The following is a 13,888-nucleotide window of genomic DNA, read 5'->3' as shown; positions in this document are numbered from 1 at the left end:
TTATCAGATGGAGAGCGCTATGGCTTGGAATGAGCCGGGTGGCAACTCGAACAATCAGGATCCGTGGGGCGGGCGCCGTGGTGGCGACAAGAAAGGGCCACCGGATCTCGACGAGGCCTTCCGCAAGCTGCAGGACAGCCTGAACGGCATGTTCGGCAGTGGCAAGAAACGCGGTGGTGATGGCGGCATCGGCAAGGGCGGTGGCTTCGGCCTGCTCGGCATCGGTCTCGCCGTGCTTGCAGCTATCTGGCTGTACAGCGCCGTGTACGTGGTCGACGAACAGGAGCAGGCAGTCGTGCTGCGCTTCGGCAAATACTACGAAACCGTAGGGCCGGGCCTGAACATCTACTTCCCGCCGATCGATCGCAAGTACATGGAGAACGTTACTCGCGAACGTGCCTATACCAAGCAGGGGCAGATGCTGACCGAAGACGAGAACATCGTCGAGGTGCCGCTGACCGTGCAGTACAAGATCACCAACCTGCAGGATTTCGTGCTGAACGTCGATCAGCCTGAAATCAGCCTGCAGCACGCGACCGACAGTGCCTTGCGTCACGTGGTGGGTTCCACCGCGATGGACAAGGTGCTGACCGAAGGTCGTGAGCAGATGGCCGTGGAAATCAAGGAGCGCCTGCAGCGTTTCCTCGATACCTACCGTACCGGTATCACCGTCACCCAGGTCAACGTACAGAGCGCGGCAGCCCCGCGTGAAGTGCAGGAAGCCTTCGATGACGTGATCCGTGCCCGTGAAGACGAGCAGCGTGCCCGCAACCAGGCCGAGTCCTACGCCAATGGCGTGGTGCCGGAAGCCCGTGGTCAGGCCCAGCGGATCATCGAGGATGCCAACGGTTACCGCGACGAAGTCGTCTCGCGCGCCAAGGGTGAGGCCGACCGCTTCACCAAACTGGTCGCCGAGTACCGCAAGGCCCCTGAAGTGACCCGTCAGCGCCTGTACCTGGACACCATGCAGGAAGTCTACAGCAACACCAGCAAGGTCCTGGTTTCCGGCAAGGACGGCCAGAGCAACCTGCTGTACCTGCCGCTGGACAAGATGGTGCAGGGCAGCCGCTCCGGCTCTGCCCCGGTCACCGTTGCGCCGTCGGCCAACGCCGATGCGGCCAACCGCGCGGCGGAGCTGCAACAGCAGCAAACACAGTTGCGTACTAGGGAGAGCCGCTGATGAGCAATAAATCGCTGATCGCCCTGATCGTGGCCGTGGTGCTGGCGATCGTGGCCTGGAACAGCTTCTACATCGTGGCCCAGACCGAGCGTGCGGTACTCCTGCAATTTGGTCGTGTGGTCCAGGCTGATGTCCAGCCTGGCCTGCATGTGAAGGTTCCTTACGTCAACCAGGTGCGCAAGTTCGACGCCCGCCTGATGACCCTGGACGCCCCGACCCAGCGCTTCCTGACCCTGGAAAAGAAAGCGGTGATGGTCGATGCCTACGCCAAATGGCGGGTCAAGGACGCCGAGCGCTTCTACACCGCGACCTCGGGCCTCAAGCAGATCGCCGACGAACGTCTGTCGCGCCGTCTGGAAAGCGGCCTGCGTGACCAGTTCGGTAAGCGCACCCTGCACGAAGTGGTCTCCGGTGAACGTGACGCGCTGATGGCTGACATCACTGCATCGCTGAACCGCATGGCCAGCAAGGAACTGGGTATCGAAGTGGTCGACGTTCGCGTCAAGGCCATCGACCTGCCCAAGGAAGTCAACCGCAGCGTGTTCGAGCGGATGAGCACCGAGCGTGAGCGTGAAGCCCGCGAGCACCGCGCCAAGGGTAACGAGCTGGCCGAAGGCATCCGTGCCGACGCCGATCGTCAGCGCCGTGTACTGCTGGCTGAAGCCTACCGGGAATCGGAAGAAACCCGCGGTGACGGCGATGCCCAGGCCGCGTCGATCTACGCCAAGGCCTACGGTCAGGACCAGGAGTTCTACGCGTTCTACCGTAGCCTCAAGGCCTACCGCGAGAGCTTTGCCGACAAGAGCGATGTACTGGTGCTCGATCCGAGCAGCGAGTTCTTCCGCTTCATGGGCAAGACCAAGCCATAAGCATCTACCCCGCCGGGCGGCTAAAACGCCTGGCGGGGTGATCCCGCGAGAAAACGGGTGTATGATGCGGCAGCCGGGAAATTCCCGGCTTTTTTGCGTCTGCAAGATCGAACGGTTCAAACCCGGCTCGGGTCTACAGAGCAGCCCAAGGTATTCGAGGGTATAGGCACGGCGGTAGCGCTGGAATCGGTGCTGCGCGCCATTGTTTGCCGATACCTGCTTCACTCAAGGCTCGCCCGCGGGCAGGCCGCCCGGACCATAGGGGAAATGGCGAAATGGCAACGGTAGACCGCTGGCTGCTGCCAGATGGCATCGAAGAAGTACTGCCACCTGAGGCGGCGCGCATCGAGATCGCGCGTCGGCAGGTGTTGGATCTGTTCCAGAGCTGGGGTTATGACTTCGTCGTGACCCCGCATATCGAGTACCTGGAATCGCTGCTCACCGGTGCCGGCCAGGACCTGGACCTGCGGACCTTCAAGGTCATCGACCCGCAATCGGGCCGGCAGATGGGTTTCCGTGCCGACATCACCCCGCAGGTTGCGCGCATCGATGCGCACACCCTGCGTCGTGAAGGGCCGAGCCGCCTGTGCTATGCCGGCAGCGTGCTGCACGCTTTGCCGCGGGCGCTGTCGACTTCGCGCAGCCCGATCCAGCTCGGTGCCGAGCTGTACGGCGACGCCAGCCCGGTCAGCGACGTCGAGGTGATCAGCCTGATGCTGGCCATGCTGCAACTGGCCGATGTGCCGGATGTGCACATGGACCTTGGCCATGTCGGTATCTACCGTGGCCTGGCCCGTGCTGCCGGCCTGTCGGGTGCGATCGAGCAACAACTGTTCGATGCCTTGCAGCGCAAGGCCGTCGACGAAGTGATCGAGCTGACCGCCAAGCTGCCAGCGGACCTGGCCGGCATGCTGCGCTCGCTCACCGAGCTGTGCGGTGGCCGTGAAGTGCTGGCCGAGGCGCGTGTGCGTCTTGGCCGTGCACCGGCTGCGGTACTGGCGGCACTGGATGACCTGATGGCGATCGCCGAGCGGCTGGCCACGCGTTACCCCGAGCTGCCACTGTATTTTGACCTGGGCGAGTTGCGTGGCTACCACTACCACACCGGTGTGGTGTTTGCTGCGTTCGTCCCGGGTGTCGGTCAGTCGATCGCCCAGGGCGGTCGTTACGACGACATCGGAGCGGACTTTGGCCGGGCGCGCCCGGCCACCGGTTTCTCCACGGATTTGAAGACCCTGGTCACACTGGGGCGAGCCGAGGTGGTATTGCCGTCTGGCGGGATCTGGATGCCCGACAGCAGCGATGCGGCACTCTGGCAGTTGGTCTGCCAATTGCGCAGTGAAGGTCAGCGGGTGGTTCAGGCCTTGCCTGGGCAGCCATTGACTGCCGCCGTCGAGGCGGATTGCGATCGGCAATTGATTCAGCAAAACGGGCTTTGGCAGGTTCTGCCGCTGGCCATTTGAGATTCCCCGCCGGTACGAGCCGGCGCCAAGTTTGCGCGAATGAGGACAAGTGTTATGGGTAAGAATGTCGTAGTCCTGGGCACCCAGTGGGGTGATGAGGGCAAAGGCAAGATCGTTGATCTGCTGACCGAACATGCTGCCGCCGTAGTGCGCTACCAGGGTGGCCACAACGCTGGTCACACCCTGGTGATCGACGGTGAGAAAACCGTGCTGCACCTGATCCCTTCGGGCGTGCTGCGCGAAGGCGTGCAGTGCCTGATCGGCAACGGCGTGGTGGTTGCACCTGACGCCCTGCTGCGTGAAATCAACAAGCTGGAAGAGAAAGGCGTACCGGTGCGCGAGCGCCTGCGCATCAGCCCTTCCTGCCCGCTGATCCTGTCCTACCACGTGGCCCTCGACCAGGCTCGTGAAAAAGCCCGTGGCGAGCAGAAGATCGGCACCACCGGTCGCGGCATCGGCCCGGCCTACGAAGACAAGGTTGCCCGTCGCGGCCTGCGCATCGGTGACCTGTTCCACCGCGAGCGTTTCGCTGCCAAGCTCGGCGAGCTGCTGGACTACCACAACTTCGTGCTGGTCAATTACTACAAAGAGCCTGCAATCGACTTCCAGAAGACCCTGGACGAGTGCATGGAATACGCCGAGCTGCTCAAGCCGATGATGCTCGACGTCACCGCCGAGCTGCACAACCTGCGTCGCGCTGGCAAGGACATCATGTTCGAAGGCGCCCAGGGCTCGCTGCTGGACATCGACCACGGTACCTACCCGTTCGTGACCAGCTCCAACACCACCGCTGGCGGCATCGCTACCGGTTCGGGCGTTGGCCCTATGTACCTGGACTACATCCTCGGTATCACCAAGGCCTACACCACCCGCGTTGGCTCGGGCCCTTTCCCGACCGAACTGTTCGATGACGTCGGTGCCTTCCTGGCCAAGCGTGGTCACGAGTTCGGCGCCACCACCGGTCGTGCCCGTCGTTGCGGCTGGTTCGATGCCGTGATCCTGCGTCGCGCCATCGACGTCAACAGCATCTCCGGCCTGTGCCTGACCAAGCTGGACGTGCTCGACGGCCTGGAAACCATCCGTATCTGCGTTGGCTACAAGAACGAGAACGGTGCCGTTATCGATGCCCCGACCGACGCCGACAGCTACATCGGCCTGGAGCCGGTGTACGAAGAAATGCCGGGCTGGAGCGAGTCGACCCTGGGTGCCAAGACCCTGGAAGAACTGCCGGCCAACGCCCGTGCCTACATCAAGCGTGTGGAAGAGCTGGTCGGCGCGCCGATCGACATCATCTCCACCGGCCCGGACCGCAACGAGACCATCGTGCTGCGTCATCCGTTCGCCTGATCCGCGACTGATGTAAAGACAAAGGCCCCTTGATAGGGGCCTTTGTCGTTTCTGTCGGCTGATCGGCACAACCTTTGCTGTAAGAATCACTCCAGCGGTGCCATCACTTTAATGGCCCCAGAAGTAGAGGGTTCTTTCGTGTCCGCCGTTCTCTCACTGTTACGAAGCCGCCTGTTGCGGCCTGTCTTTGTTGCTCTCGGTATCGCTCTTTTGGTGCAGGTGCTGGTCGCGGTCGCGCTGACCCGGAGCACGGTGACTGCCCTGGAGGCCGATCTGGGCAACCGTCTGGCTGCCGACAGCCAGAAGCTTTCTGCCGAACTCGAGCAGGCCGGCCAGGAGGTAAGCTCCGGGCTCGACAGCTTGTCTGCCAGTACCCGCCAGCGTCTGGCTGCAGGCCTTTCCACGCGCCTGCAGGATGAGCAGGCGCAGTTGCGGGCAACGCTGGAGAAGAATCTCAAGGATTCGGCCAACGACATGGCTGAGTTGCTTGCCTCGGTGGCGCCGCGGGCCATGTGGGACAACGACGTGCCGACCCTGTCGGAGTTTTCCCGTCGGGCCCAGCGCAACCCTAACGTGCTGTTCGTCATCTACGACGACGCCCAGGGGCAGCACCTGACCCGTTATCTCAACCGGCAGAACCCGATCAACCAGGCGCTGCTGGAAAAGGGCAAGGGTGAGCGGGCGCTGGACAAGGTGCTGGATGCTGCGCGCAACGACCCGTCGGTGTATTTCGTCGAGGCCCCTATCAACCCCAATGGTGTCGAGATCGGCAAGGTGCTGATGGGCGTTTCCACTGCCGTGGTCGACCACGAGCTGGTGGCGCTGGACAAACGCTTCTCGGCGTTGATTGCCAGTGGCGATCAGCTGGTCGGCGACAGCCTCGTGGGCGCCGCGGCAGACAGCAACAAGGCCCTGCGCGCGCGTCTGGAGGCGGCTCAGGCCAGCGCTGCCGGCATGCAGGCCAATACCTCGCAAAGCGTCCAGGACGCCGCGGCAACCCTGCGCTGGAACATCGGTGTGGGGCTGGCCCTGGTCGGCCTGGGTGTACTGCTGGTGGTCGCGGTGGTGCTCGGCCGGCGCGTGGTCAACAAGCTGCGCCTGTTGATCGCTGCGCTGAACGACCTGGCGGCGGGTGAGGGTGACCTGACCAAGCGCGTTTCCATCGACAGTCGCGACGAGATCGGCGACATGGCTGCGGCGGTCAACCAGTTCGTTGCCAAGCTGCAGCCTATCGTGCGCGAAGCCGGTGAGGTGGCCCAGCGTACTGGCATCGAGATCGGTGCCATGACCCAGCGCAATGCCGGCGCCGACGCCGCTGCCGAACTGCAGCGCGACGAAGTCGCTGCCAGCCTGCGCGACCTGTCGAGCATGGCCGATGAGGCTCAGGCCGAAAGCCAGGCCATGCAATCGGCCTTGCAGCAAGTGGTGGATATTCGCCAGGCCACCGACGAGAACAGCCGTACTTCAACCCAGGTGGCCAAGCTCATCGAAGACCTGGCCGGACAGGTCGAGACCGGCTCCAAGGTCATCGAACGCCTGGCCCAGCAGAGCGAGCAGATCGAGGTGGTGCTGACGGTGATCCACGGTATTGCCGAGCAGACCAACCTGTTGGCACTCAACGCCGCCATCGAAGCGGCGCGCGCCGGGGAAACCGGGCGTGGCTTTGCCGTGGTGGCCGATGAAGTCAGGGCGCTGGCGAGCAAGACCCAGAGTTCGACCGGTGACATCCAGGCGCATATCGGTGCCTTGCAGCAAGGAGCAAAAGAAGCGGTGGCGGCAATCAGCCTGGCTGGGCGCCAGGCCAGCGAAGGCTTGCTGGTGCTGCGCGACAATGCGCGGGTGCAGCAGTCGGTGCAGGCTTCGGTGGAGCAGGTGCATGCGGCTATCGGCCTGGCTACCCGTGCGGCTGAGCAGCAGGCGCATGGGGCGCAGGCGGTGCGTGGCAGGGTGCAGACCATCCATGCTCAGGCCGAGCGGGCTGCCGAAGTGGTGATGCAAACCACCGCCAGCAGCAAGGTGCTCGACGACCTGGCGGCGCAGCTCAAGGCTAGCCTGGGGCAGTTCCGGGCCTAGTGTGGGAGCCGGCCTTGCCGGCGATGGGCTGCGAAAGCAGCCCCAAAGGCATCACGCGCGGTTGAGGTACATCCGCGTAGTGAGCAGATACACCGGCAACCCCGAGACCAGAATCAGCAATGCCGCATACGGCGCTGCCGCTGCGAACTCGACGTTGGCGGTATGCGCCCACACCTCGGTCGCCAGGGTGGTCATGCCGGTCGGGCTGAGCAGCAGGGTTGCCGTCAGCTCCTTCATGGCATCCAGGAACACCAGCGCGAACGCCGCCGCCAGGGCCGGGAAGATGATCGGCAGGGTCACCCGGCAGAACGCCGTGAACTGCGTCGCGCCAAGGGTGCGCGCTGCTTCTTCAAGCTGCGGCGCCGCCTTGTTCAAGGCTGTGCGCACCGGTGCCTGGGCCAGCGGCAGGAACAACAGGGCGTAGGCCAGCAACAGCAAACCGGTGGTCTGGTACAGCGCCGGCACATAGTGCAGGGCGAAGTACACCAGGGTCAGTGCAATCACCAGGCCGGGCAGGGCATGCAGCAGGTACGGCAGGCGCTCGGCCCAGATCGCCAGGCGACCTTTGTAGCGCACCACCAGGAAGCTTACCGGCAGCGCCAGCAACAAGCTCAAGCCGGCGCCACCCAGTGACAGCGACAGCGACGAGAACAGGGCGCGGCTGATATCAGCCACCGGAAAGGCTGCCGACGAACCAACGCTCAGCCAGTAGCCGAGCATGCCCAGCGGAATGCCGCTGCCCAGCAGGGCCAGGATCAGGCAGTACAGCTGCCCTGCCGGCATCCATGCCCGCAGGCGAATCGGCGCACCGCGCCGGGCCACGCCCTGGCCGATCCGCACATGCCGGGCCTTGCCGCGCACGCGCAGTTCCAGCCAGAGCATCAGCAGGCACATGAACAGCAGCACCGCCGAGAGCATGGCGGCGTTGGCGTTGCTGAACTCCAGTTCGAACTGCTGGTAGATCGCCGTGGTGAACGTCTGCAGGCCGAGAATCGACAGGGCGCCGAACTCCACCAGCATGTGCAGGGCAATCAGCAGGCTGCCGCCAATGATCGACGGCCACAGCAGCGGCAGGGTGATGCGCCAGAACACGCCCCAGCGCGTCTGCCCCAGGGTGCGCGCCGACTCTTCCAGCGAGGTATCGAGGTTACGCAGGGTCGCGGCTACCGGCAGGAACACCAGCGGGTACTTGGACAGGCTCATCACCAGGATGGCGCCGCCCAGGCCTTCGAAGCGCGGGCTCAGCGACACCCAGGTAAAGCCGCTGACAAAGGCCGGCACGGCGAACGGCAGGCACAGGATCACACCCCACAGGCGCCGCCCGGGCAGGTCACTGCGCTCCAGCAGCCAGGCCAGGGATACGCCCAGGGCCATGCAGGCCAGGGTGACTCCGGCCATCAGCATCAGGGTGTTGCGCATCAGGCCCCAAACGAAAGGGCGCCAGAGCAGGTGCAAGGCTTCGCGCCAGCCGGCTTCCCAGGTTTTCAAGGCCACATACAGCAGGGGTAACAGGCTTAGCCCGACCAGCAGCAACACTGGCAGTACCACCCAGATCGACGGGCGCTTGCGCTTGGGGATGTAGCGGCTGGCCAGTGCTGCCGCGGGCAGGGCTGCGCTCATTACAGCAGGCCAACTTCGCGTTCGAGCTCCAGGGCTTCTTCGGCATTACCCAGGTCGGCCGGAGTGATTTTCGGCGGGCGCAGGTCTTCGAATGGTTTCAGGCCCTGATCCGAGACCATGCCTTTATGCAGCGGATACTCTGCAGTGGTCTGGGTGATTACCCGCTGGCCTTCTTCGCTGGCCATCCAGGCCAGCAGGGCCTGGGCTTCTTTCGGGTGTTTGCTGGCTTTTACCGCAGCGGCGCTGGAAATAGTCACCAAGCCACCGACGTCGCCATCGGCCAGGTAGTAGAGCTTCGAATCCAGCTGGCCGCGCTCTTTCTTCAGGGCGTACCAGTAGTAGTTGTTCACCAGCACGGCAGCCACTTCGCCATTTTCGACGGCTTTGAGCGCAACCATGTTGTTGGTGTAGGTCTTGCCGAAGGCCTTGAGGCCGGTCAGCCATTCTTCGGCGGCGTCACGGCCGTGCAGCTTGAGGATGGCCACGGCCTGTTCCTGGAACGCGCCGCTGGTCGGCACGAAGCCGATCTTGCCGTCCCATTGTGGGTCGGCGAAATCCATCACTGAGGGCGGCAGGTCTTTTTCGTCGATCACCTTGGGGTTGAAAGCGACCACGCGGGTGCGTGCGGTGACGCCCATCCAGCTGCCGTTGGCGGCGACGTATTCCTTGGGCAGGACCTGCAGGGTCGAGTCATCGATCTTGGCCAGCAGGCCCAGTTCGCCGAGGTTGTTCAGCGGTGGCGACTCTTCGGTGTAGATGACATCGGCAGGGGAGCGATCACCCTCTTCGATGATCTGGCTGGCCAGCTGGTTGCTGCTGCCCTTGCGAATATTGATGTGGATGCCGGTCTTGGCCTCGTAGGCCTTGGCGATGGCTTCACCGATTTCCTTGTGCTGGCCGTTGTACAGGGTCAGCGCCACAGGGTCGGCGGCCATGGCGGCTGGCGTACCCAGCACCATGGCAAAAACAGAAACGGCCAGGCCGCGCAACAGGGGGTTATTGCGGAACGTCATGCGGGTGCTTCCTCGCTTGCGGCTACATATCTGGAAACAATGATAATCGATATTGCTTCTCAAATGCCCTTGTGAGGGAAAATTCATGAGCAGGCTATCGGTCGTTTCTGGATTGCAGGCGAGGAAAAGGGGAGGGCAGAAACGAAAAAACCCGCTTTCGCGGGTTTGATCTGAATTGGTGCCCAGAAGAAGACTCGAACTTCCACGACCGTAAGGTCACCAGCACCTGAAGCTGGCGTGTCTACCAATTTCACCATCTGGGCAAAATGAAGCGGTGTAGCTTGTAATGAAAACAGTGTAGCGTGTTGCAGTAAATCTCAGATGCCGGAGGCGATTCTAAGATTTGAAATTGGTGCCCAGAAGAAGACTCGAACTTCCACGACCGTAAGGTCACCAGCACCTGAAGCTGGCGTGTCTACCAATTTCACCATCTGGGCATTTCGCTGAGGAACATGATGCTTCACATCGTGCTGCATCTCAACTATAACGACGGTGTCCGTCGTTGTGGTGCGCACTATACGGATGCCTCTGAGAGCTGTAAACCCCCGTTCTGAAAAAATCTTAAAAAATTCAAGTCGTTGTTCCTTATGATGGTTTTGGCAGCATCCAGGGGGCTCTGACAGGGCTGTCCAAGCCTGAAATTTCCGGTTTCAATACGCCTATGCCAAACTAACCCTTATATAGACAAGGTGAACCCCTCCTAATGGCCGATTGGCAGACCCTCGATCCCGAGGCCGCTCGTGAAGCGGAAAAATACGAAAACCCTATTCCTAGCCGTGAGCTGATCCTCCAGCGTCTGGACGAGCGCGGTTCGCCGGCAGCCCGTGAGCAGCTGGTCGAAGAGTTCGGCCTGACCACCGAAGACCAGATCGAAGCCCTGCGCCGCCGCCTGCGCGCGATGGAGCGTGACGGCCAGCTGATCTATACCCGGCGCGGCACTTATGCCCCGGTAGACAAGCTCGACCTGATCCTCGGCCGCATCGCCGGCCACCGCGACGGCTTCGGTTTCCTGATCCCGGATGACGGCAGCGACGACCTGTTCCTCAGCCCCGCGCAAATGCGCCTGGTGTTCGACGGCGACCGCGCCCTGGCCCGGGTTTCCGGCCTGGATCGCCGTGGCCGCCGCGAAGGCGTGGTGGTCGAAGTAATCTCCCGTGCCCACGAAAGCATCGTTGGCCGCTACTTCGAAGAAGGCGGTATCGGCTTTGTCACCCCCGACAACCCCAAGGTCCAGCAAGAGGTGCTGATCACCCCGGGTCGCAACGGCGGTGCCCGGGTCGGTCAGTTCGTCGAGGTCAAGATCACCCACTGGCCGACCCCGCGCTTCCAGCCTCAGGGCGACGTTACCGAAGTGATCGGCAACTACATGGCCCCGGGTATGGAAATCGACGTTGCCCTGCGCAGCTACGATATTCCGCACGTCTGGCCAGAAGCCGTGATCAAGGAAGCGCGCAAGCTCAAGCCGGAAGTCGAAGAAAAAGACAAAGAGCACCGCGTCGACCTGCGCCATCTGCCGTTCGTCACCATCGACGGTGAAGATGCCCGCGACTTCGACGATGCGGTGTACTGCGAGAGCCTGGGCAAATTGCGCCTGTTCTCCGGTGGCTGGCGCCTGTACGTGGCGATCGCCGACGTCTCCAGCTACGTGCGCCTGGGTTCTGCCCTGGATGCCGAAGCCCAGGTGCGCGGCAACTCGGTGTACTTCCCCGAGCGCGTGGTGCCGATGCTGCCCGAAGAGCTGTCCAACGGCCTGTGCTCGCTGAACCCGCACGTCGACCGCCTGGCGATGGTCTGTGAAATGACCATCAACAAGTCCGGGCAGATGGTCGATTACCAGTTCTACGAAGCGGTGATCCACTCCCATGCGCGCCTGACCTACAACAAGGTCAGCAGCATGCTCGAGCACGCCCGTACCCGCGAAGGCAAGGCACTGCGCGAGCAGTACAGCGAAGTGGTGCCGGACCTCAAGCAGCTCTATGCGCTGTACAAGGTGCTGCTGGCGGCCCGTCATACCCGTGGCGCGATCGACTTCGAAACCCAGGAAACCCGGATCATCTTCGGTGCCGAGCGCAAGATCGCCGAAATCCGGCCGACCGTGCGCAACGACGCGCACAAGCTGATCGAGGAATGCATGCTGGCGGCCAACGTGGCCACCGCCGAGTTCCTCAAGAAGCACGAAATCCCGGCCCTGTACCGTGTTCACGACGGTCCGCCACCGGAGCGCCTGGAAAAACTGCGGGCCTTCCTTGGCGAGCTGGGCCTGTCCCTGCACAAGGGCAAGGATGGTCCGTCGCCGAAGGATTACCAGGCGCTGCTGGCGAGCATCGCCGACCGCCCGGATTTCCACCTGATCCAGACCGTGATGCTGCGCTCCCTGAGCCAGGCGGTGTACAGCGCCGACAACAATGGCCACTTCGGTCTGAACTACGAGGCATACACCCACTTCACGTCGCCGATCCGTCGCTACCCGGACCTGCTGACCCACCGGGCCATCCGCAGCGTGATCCGTTCGCGCCAGGAAACCCCGCACGTCAAGCGTGCCGGTGCGATGAGCATCCCCAAGGCGCGCATCTACCCGTACGACGAGGCGACCCTGGAGCAGCTCGGCGAGCAATGCTCGATGAGCGAGCGGCGTGCCGACGAGGCCACCCGCGACGTGGTCAACTGGCTCAAGTGCGAGTACATGAAAGACCGCGTCGGCGAGAGCTTCCCGGGTGTGATCACCGCGGTGACCGGTTTTGGCCTGTTCGTCGAGCTGACCGACATCTACGTCGAAGGCATGGTCCATGTCAGCGCCTTGCCGGGCGACTACTACCACTTCGACCCTGTGCACCACCGCCTGGCCGGTGAGCGTACCGGTCGCAGCTTCCGCCTGGGCGATACCGTTGAAGTACGGGTAATGCGCGTTGACCTCGAGCAGCGCAAGATCGACTTCGAGATGGCCGAGAACACCCTGAAGGCGCCGATTGGTCGCAAGCAGCGAGGCGAAGGCGTGCGTCCGCAAGACGGCAAGCCGGTACCGGTGCTCGACAAGAAGGCTGAAGCGTCGCCCAAGGCTGCAGAGCCTGCGCGCCGGAGCAAGAAGAACGAAACCGCCGAAGCCTATTTCCCTTCCCATGCCGCGGCGAAAAACGCCGAAGTGCGCAAGAGTCGGGAAATGAAAAAGGCCTTGATGACCGACGCCAAGCACGCAGGCAGCAAGCCGGCGGCCAAGTCGGGCAAGTCGGAAAAACCGAGCAAGCACCGTAAAGGGCCGCCGAAAGCTGGCTCCGCGTCACGTAAACCCAAGGCCAAGTCATGAGTCAGTTGGAAAAGATCTACGGCGTACATGCCGTGGAAGCCCTGTTGCGTCATCACCCCAAGCGGGTCAAGCAGATCTGGTTGTCCGAAGGGCGCAGCGAACCGCGCCTGCAACCGCTGCTCGAGCTTGCCGCGCAGAACCGCGTGGCGGTCGGCCAAGCCGAGCGTCGCGAGATGGATGCCTGGGTTGAAGGCGTGCACCAGGGCGTGGTGGCTGAAGTCAGCCCGAGCCAGGTCTGGGGCGAGGCAATGCTCGAGGAGCTGCTCGATCGCACCGAGGGCGCACCGCTGATTCTGGTGCTCGATGGCGTTACCGATCCGCACAACCTCGGCGCCTGCCTGCGCACCGCCGATGCCGCCGGTGCCCTGGCGGTGGTGGTGCCCAAGGACAAGTCGGCGACCCTGACCCCTGCGGTACGTAAAGTGGCCTGCGGCGCGGCCGAAGTCATCCCGCTGGTAGCGGTCACCAACCTGGCGCGGACCCTGGAGAAACTCCAGCAACGCGGCCTGTGGGTGGTCGGTACCGCTGGCGAGGCCGAGCAGGAGTTGTATCAGCAGGACCTGACCGGGCCGACCATCCTGATCATGGGCGCCGAGGGCAAGGGCATGCGCCGCTTGACCCGCGAGCACTGTGATTTTCTGGTCAAGCTGCCGATGGCCGGTAGCGTCAGCAGCCTCAACGTGTCGGTGGCGACAGGCGTGTGCCTGTTCGAGGCCGTTCGTCAGCGGCAGGCTAAAGCCAAGGGCTGATCTCTGCGGGGCTGCTTCGCGGCCCATCGCCGGCAAGGCCGGCTCCCACAGGTGTTGTGCCAGTCTGTGGGAGCCGGCCTTGCCGGCGATTGCAGCACCGCGGTGCTGCTCAATAATTCACCAATTACCTTGCTTGTCCCCCGGGGCTTCTCTACAATTGCGCCCCTTGCCATGTTGGCAGGCGTTCATGCGCCTTTTCCCAGGGCAAGACATACAAGTGTCATTCACTCCTTGTCTGACCACTCTGGTGGCAGACTACAACCCGTAAGGAGC

The 13,888-nt window shown here is 63.1% G+C and carries 9 protein-coding genes and 2 tRNA genes; 7 read left to right on the top strand and 4 right to left on the bottom strand.

What is annotated here, in order from left to right; genetic code table 11:
- Window positions 1-19 precede the first annotated feature (19 nt).
- The 5 genes from hflK (at window position 20) to JV241A_RS22415 (ending at window position 6,932) form a co-directional block, all read left to right on the top strand.
- The gene (hflK, locus tag JV241A_RS22435; RefSeq protein ID WP_115089095.1) at window positions 20-1,180 is read left to right on the top strand and encodes an FtsH protease activity modulator HflK; all 1,161 of its coding nucleotides are present in this window, start codon (window positions 20-22) and stop codon (window positions 1,178-1,180) included.
- Entirely contained in the window at window positions 1,180-2,049 is an 870-nt protein-coding gene (hflC, locus tag JV241A_RS22430) for a protease modulator HflC (RefSeq protein ID WP_010221597.1), read from the top strand. The genes hflK and hflC overlap by 1 nt, the downstream gene beginning before the upstream one ends.
- A gap of 275 nt (window positions 2,050-2,324) precedes the next feature.
- On the top strand, window positions 2,325-3,512 hold the full coding sequence (locus JV241A_RS22425) for an ATP phosphoribosyltransferase regulatory subunit (RefSeq protein ID WP_038997444.1): 1,188 nt from the start codon (window positions 2,325-2,327) through the stop codon (window positions 3,510-3,512).
- A gap of 54 nt (window positions 3,513-3,566) precedes the next feature.
- Window positions 3,567-4,859, top strand: coding sequence for an adenylosuccinate synthase (locus JV241A_RS22420; protein ID WP_010221599.1), 1,293 nt, complete (start codon window positions 3,567-3,569; stop codon window positions 4,857-4,859).
- Window positions 4,860-4,997: 138 nt separating this feature from the next.
- The gene (locus JV241A_RS22415) at window positions 4,998-6,932 is read left to right on the top strand and encodes a methyl-accepting chemotaxis protein (RefSeq protein WP_115089516.1); all 1,935 of its coding nucleotides are present in this window, start codon (window positions 4,998-5,000) and stop codon (window positions 6,930-6,932) included.
- Window positions 6,933-6,983: 51 nt separating this feature from the next.
- Here JV241A_RS22415 and JV241A_RS22410 read toward each other — a convergent pair whose 3' ends face one another.
- From JV241A_RS22410 to JV241A_RS22395, 4 genes are all read right to left on the bottom strand, one after another.
- Complete coding sequence (locus JV241A_RS22410; RefSeq protein ID WP_115089093.1) at window positions 6,984-8,552, bottom strand: iron ABC transporter permease; 1,569 nt, start codon at window positions 8,550-8,552, stop codon at window positions 6,984-6,986.
- Window positions 8,552-9,565: an extracellular solute-binding protein gene (locus tag JV241A_RS22405; protein ID WP_115089091.1), complete on the bottom strand. Its 1,014-nt coding sequence runs from the start codon at window positions 9,563-9,565 to the stop codon at window positions 8,552-8,554. Before JV241A_RS22405 ends, JV241A_RS22410 begins: the two co-directional genes overlap by 1 nt.
- A 176-nt stretch (window positions 9,566-9,741) precedes the next feature.
- Window positions 9,742-9,828 (bottom strand) — tRNA-Leu (locus tag JV241A_RS22400).
- Window positions 9,829-9,915: 87 nt separating this feature from the next.
- Window positions 9,916-10,002: transfer RNA gene (locus JV241A_RS22395), tRNA-Leu, on the bottom strand.
- A gap of 266 nt (window positions 10,003-10,268) precedes the next feature.
- Between JV241A_RS22395 and rnr the strand changes: the two genes are divergently transcribed.
- Together rnr and rlmB are read left to right on the top strand one after the other, a co-directional pair.
- Complete coding sequence (gene rnr / locus JV241A_RS22390) at window positions 10,269-12,866, top strand: ribonuclease R (RefSeq protein WP_134064513.1); 2,598 nt, start codon at window positions 10,269-10,271, stop codon at window positions 12,864-12,866.
- Window positions 12,863-13,615, top strand: coding sequence for a 23S rRNA (guanosine(2251)-2'-O)-methyltransferase RlmB (rlmB, locus tag JV241A_RS22385; RefSeq protein WP_115089088.1), 753 nt, complete (start codon window positions 12,863-12,865; stop codon window positions 13,613-13,615). The genes rnr and rlmB overlap by 4 nt, the downstream gene beginning before the upstream one ends.
- Window positions 13,616-13,888: the final 273 nt, after the last annotated feature.

The sequence above is a fragment of the Pseudomonas sp. JV241A genome, from assembly GCF_900275665.1.
In the GTDB taxonomy this organism is placed as follows: Bacteria; Pseudomonadota; Gammaproteobacteria; order Pseudomonadales; family Pseudomonadaceae; genus Aquipseudomonas; species Aquipseudomonas wadenswilerensis.
This window is presented reverse-complemented; position numbering and strand designations above follow the sequence as displayed.

What these genes read in the sequence shown, in the direction of transcription:
- rnr (WP_134064513.1), top strand. Translation starts at nt 10,269, where the DNA reads ATGGCCGATTGGCAGACCCTCGATCCCGAGGCCGCTCGTGAAGCGGAA.
- hflK (WP_115089095.1), top strand. Translation starts at nt 20, where the DNA reads ATGGCTTGGAATGAGCCGGGTGGCAACTCGAACAATCAGGATCCGTGG.
- JV241A_RS22405 (WP_115089091.1), bottom strand. Translation starts at nt 9,565, where the DNA reads ATGACGTTCCGCAATAACCCCCTGTTGCGCGGCCTGGCCGTTTCTGTT.
- JV241A_RS22425 (WP_038997444.1), top strand. Translation starts at nt 2,325, where the DNA reads ATGGCAACGGTAGACCGCTGGCTGCTGCCAGATGGCATCGAAGAAGTA.
- hflC (WP_010221597.1), top strand. Translation starts at nt 1,180, where the DNA reads ATGAGCAATAAATCGCTGATCGCCCTGATCGTGGCCGTGGTGCTGGCG.
- rlmB (WP_115089088.1), top strand. Translation starts at nt 12,863, where the DNA reads ATGAGTCAGTTGGAAAAGATCTACGGCGTACATGCCGTGGAAGCCCTG.
- JV241A_RS22410 (WP_115089093.1), bottom strand. Translation starts at nt 8,552, where the DNA reads ATGAGCGCAGCCCTGCCCGCGGCAGCACTGGCCAGCCGCTACATCCCC.
- JV241A_RS22420 (WP_010221599.1), top strand. Translation starts at nt 3,567, where the DNA reads ATGGGTAAGAATGTCGTAGTCCTGGGCACCCAGTGGGGTGATGAGGGC.